The sequence below is a fragment of the Kitasatospora nipponensis genome, assembly GCF_039528135.1.
Taxonomy (GTDB): Bacteria; Actinomycetota; Actinomycetes; order Streptomycetales; family Streptomycetaceae; genus Kitasatospora; species Kitasatospora nipponensis.
This window is the reverse complement of the sequence record NZ_BAAALF010000375.1, coordinates 1-2,815: the sequence shown is the minus strand read 5'-3', so window position 1 is coordinate 2,815 and position 2,815 is coordinate 1. Positions and strand designations below refer to the sequence as shown.

General features: G+C 76.2%; 3 protein-coding genes. All 3 read left to right on the top strand.

Features of this window, described 5'->3' with window-relative positions; genetic code table 11:
• On the top strand, positions 1-1,290 hold a 1,290-nt coding region (locus ABD323_RS40300; protein WP_344447086.1), incomplete at its 5' end, for a DUF4190 domain-containing protein.
• 604 nt (positions 1,291-1,894) lie between these two features.
• The gene (locus ABD323_RS40295; protein ID WP_344447085.1) at positions 1,895-2,092 is read left to right on the top strand and encodes an SPOR domain-containing protein; all 198 of its coding nucleotides are present in this window, start codon (positions 1,895-1,897) and stop codon (positions 2,090-2,092) included.
• A gap of 21 nt (positions 2,093-2,113) precedes the next feature.
• Positions 2,114-2,530, top strand: a complete 417-nt coding sequence (locus ABD323_RS40290; RefSeq protein WP_344447084.1) for a (deoxy)nucleoside triphosphate pyrophosphohydrolase — start codon at positions 2,114-2,116, stop codon at positions 2,528-2,530.
• Positions 2,531-2,815: the final 285 nt, after the last annotated feature.

The window sequence follows — 2,815 nt, the reverse complement described above, 5'->3', positions numbered from 1 at the left end:
CCGCCCGCGGCGCCGCCCGCCGCGGACCCGTTCGCGCCGCCCGCCGCGGACCCGTTCGCGCCGCCCGCCGCGGACCCGTTCGCGCCCCCGCGCCCCGCGGACGCGTTCGCCCCGCCCGCCGGTCCGCACCAGCCGCCCGCCGGCTACCCGCCCTACCCCGCCCAGCCCGGCCAGGGCGGCTACCCCGGCTACCCCGGCTACCCCGGCTACCCCGGGTACCCGCCCTACCCCGGTCCGCAGGTCGCCTGGGGCACCGGCCCCTACCCCGGGCGGCGCGACGTCAACGGCTTCTCGATAGCCGCCCTGGTCGCCGGCCTGACCTGCTGCGGCTGGCCGCTGGCCCTCGGCTTCGGCATCACCGGACTGGTGCAGATCAACCGGCGCGGCCAGCGCGGCACCGGCCTGGCGATCGGCGGCCTGGTGCTCTCCGTGGTCGGCCTGCTGACCACCGTCGTGATGCTCGCCAGCCCGCAGGGCAGCTTCACCGCCGGCAGCACCAGGGCCAGCACCGGCACCGGCTCGCGCGGCGGGGTCGTCGCCGCGGCGGACCTGAAGATCGGCGACTGCTTCAACCGCTCCGGCAGCGGGGTGCGCACCATCGCCTGCAGCTCGCCGCACGACGGCGAGGTGGTCGGCACCATGCGGCTGACCGGACCGGCCTACCCGGACGAGGCGGAGCGCCGCAAGCAGGCCGGACCGGTCTGCGGCGACCGCGCCAACGAGTTCGCGATGGACGACTGGGCCGTGCCGGACTCGGTGATGGTGCACTACTTCTACCCGCAGGAGGACGGCTGGGCGAGCGGCGACCGGGTCGCCACCTGCTTCCTGACGGACACCAGCGGCAAGCTCTCGCACTCGCTGCGCCAGGACGCCAGCAACCTGACCCCCGCCCAACTCGACTACCTGCGGGCGATGGACGCCATCGACGAGCAGGCCGCCGAGCGGCCCGGCGGCTCGGTCACCCAGGACCCGGCCGGCTACCGGGAGTGGGCCGGCGCGATGGCCGACGTGCTGCAGAAGCAGACCGACGCGCTGGCCGGCGGCGCGTGGGACGCGACGGTGCGCCCCGCCGTGGACGCGCAGGTGGCCGAGCTGCGCAAGCGCATCCCCGCGCTGCGCACGGCCGCGCAGCCCTCCGGCCTGGACGCGCTGGGCGACGCCATCGCCGAGTCCGACCAGCACCACGCCTACGACCAGCAGAAAACCGTCCGCGGACTGCTCCGGCTCAGCACCGACGACTCCTGGCGCGACCAGCAGTCGGGCAGCGACGGCGCACCGCGCAGCGTCTGACGGAGCGGGTGGCCCGGCGGGTGGCGCGGCGCGGTCGCGTTGCCCGTCCGGGCAGGGGTGGGCGGCCGCCGTCGGAACGACCCCGCGAGAACCTTGCGCCGACGCGGTAGCCGGTCCACCCTTGCGATAGTCGTACGTGCGGTGTTCGTGCCGGTGATGACCGGGCGAACTGCCTTGCCACGGGCGGCGCGGACGTGGCGTCCACCGGTCCGGTGGGCGCGCCCGGACGCGGCCGCCGGGCCGGCTCCTCGCGTGCGGCGACCGGACGGGGGCGGGCGGGGGCAGATGTGCGGGTCACAGGGCGGGAGCTGGTGCGAGACCCGCATCGGCGACACCGGTCGGATACGAACCGGTGCGGTGGGGGAACGGGGAACCGGCCCGGGCGATCCCATGTCCGCCGTGCTTACCTGCCGTTAACCATGTCGGCCGGGTGCGTGACGGCCCGGAAACCTGGTCCGTACGTCCCGTTAGCGGGCCGTCCCTAGCCTTGCGCAGGGGCGGTTCAGTGCCGCGCCGGGCCCGACTCGACCCCCACCGAGCCGGGCCCGGCCCCGGTGCCCCGTGCGACGACGGAGCCGGCGCCGGCGCGCGCTACGCTCCGCCCATGACCGTCGTTCCCGAGACCTCCGCCGGCTCCTGGCGGGTGATGCGCCAGGACGACAACGGCAACCGCTTCCTGGTCGCCGCCGGCCTGCTCCGAGCGGAGGCCGACGCGCTCGCCGCCACGTTCGAGGCCCGCGGGCACAAGCAGCTCTACTGGGTCGAGGCCGACCGGCCCGGCCACCCGCCCGGCACGCCCTGACACAGGCCCTAGGGTCGGGGCATGGAGAACCGGATCGTCGTCGGCGGAGTGCTGATCCACCACGGGCGGGTGCTGGCCGCGCGGCGCAGTGCGCCGGCCGCGGTGGCGGGCCGCTGGGAGTTCCCGGGCGGCAAGGCCGAGCCCGGCGAGACGCAGCAGCAGGCCCTGGAGCGCGAGCTCCACGAGGAGCTGGGCGTGCGCACCCGTACCCGGCAGCGGCTGCCGGGGCAGTGGCCGGTCCGAGCCGGGCTGGTCCTGCAGATCTGGACGGCCGAGCTGCTGGCGGGCGACCCTCGGCCGTTGCAGGACCACTCCGAGCTGCGCTGGCTGGGGCCGGACGAGCTGTCCTCGGTGGACTGGCTGGAGCACGACCGCGAGGTGCTCCCGGAGGTCGCCCGCCTGCTCGCCGCCGCCGCCCGCCCCACCACCCCCGCCTGAGCCCTTCCCGGCCCCTGCCGGCCCCTTCCAGGCCCCCGCCCGGCCCTCGCCGTCGGGCTCTCCGATAGGCCAATCGGAAAAGATGACCCAAGCTATGGGATAGCGGACGTTTCGTCTGGGTATGTCACAGTTCGGCATGATCCGTCACGCTTGGTGAGTCATGGGAGGCCCGGTCGGTGACGAGTACGGGTAGCGGCGGGGGAGCGCAGCGGGCCCAGGGCGGCCTCCCCCGGCGCGCCGGGGGTGCGGCCGCGCGGGCCCGCCTGCGCGGCGGCCGTGGCGCGT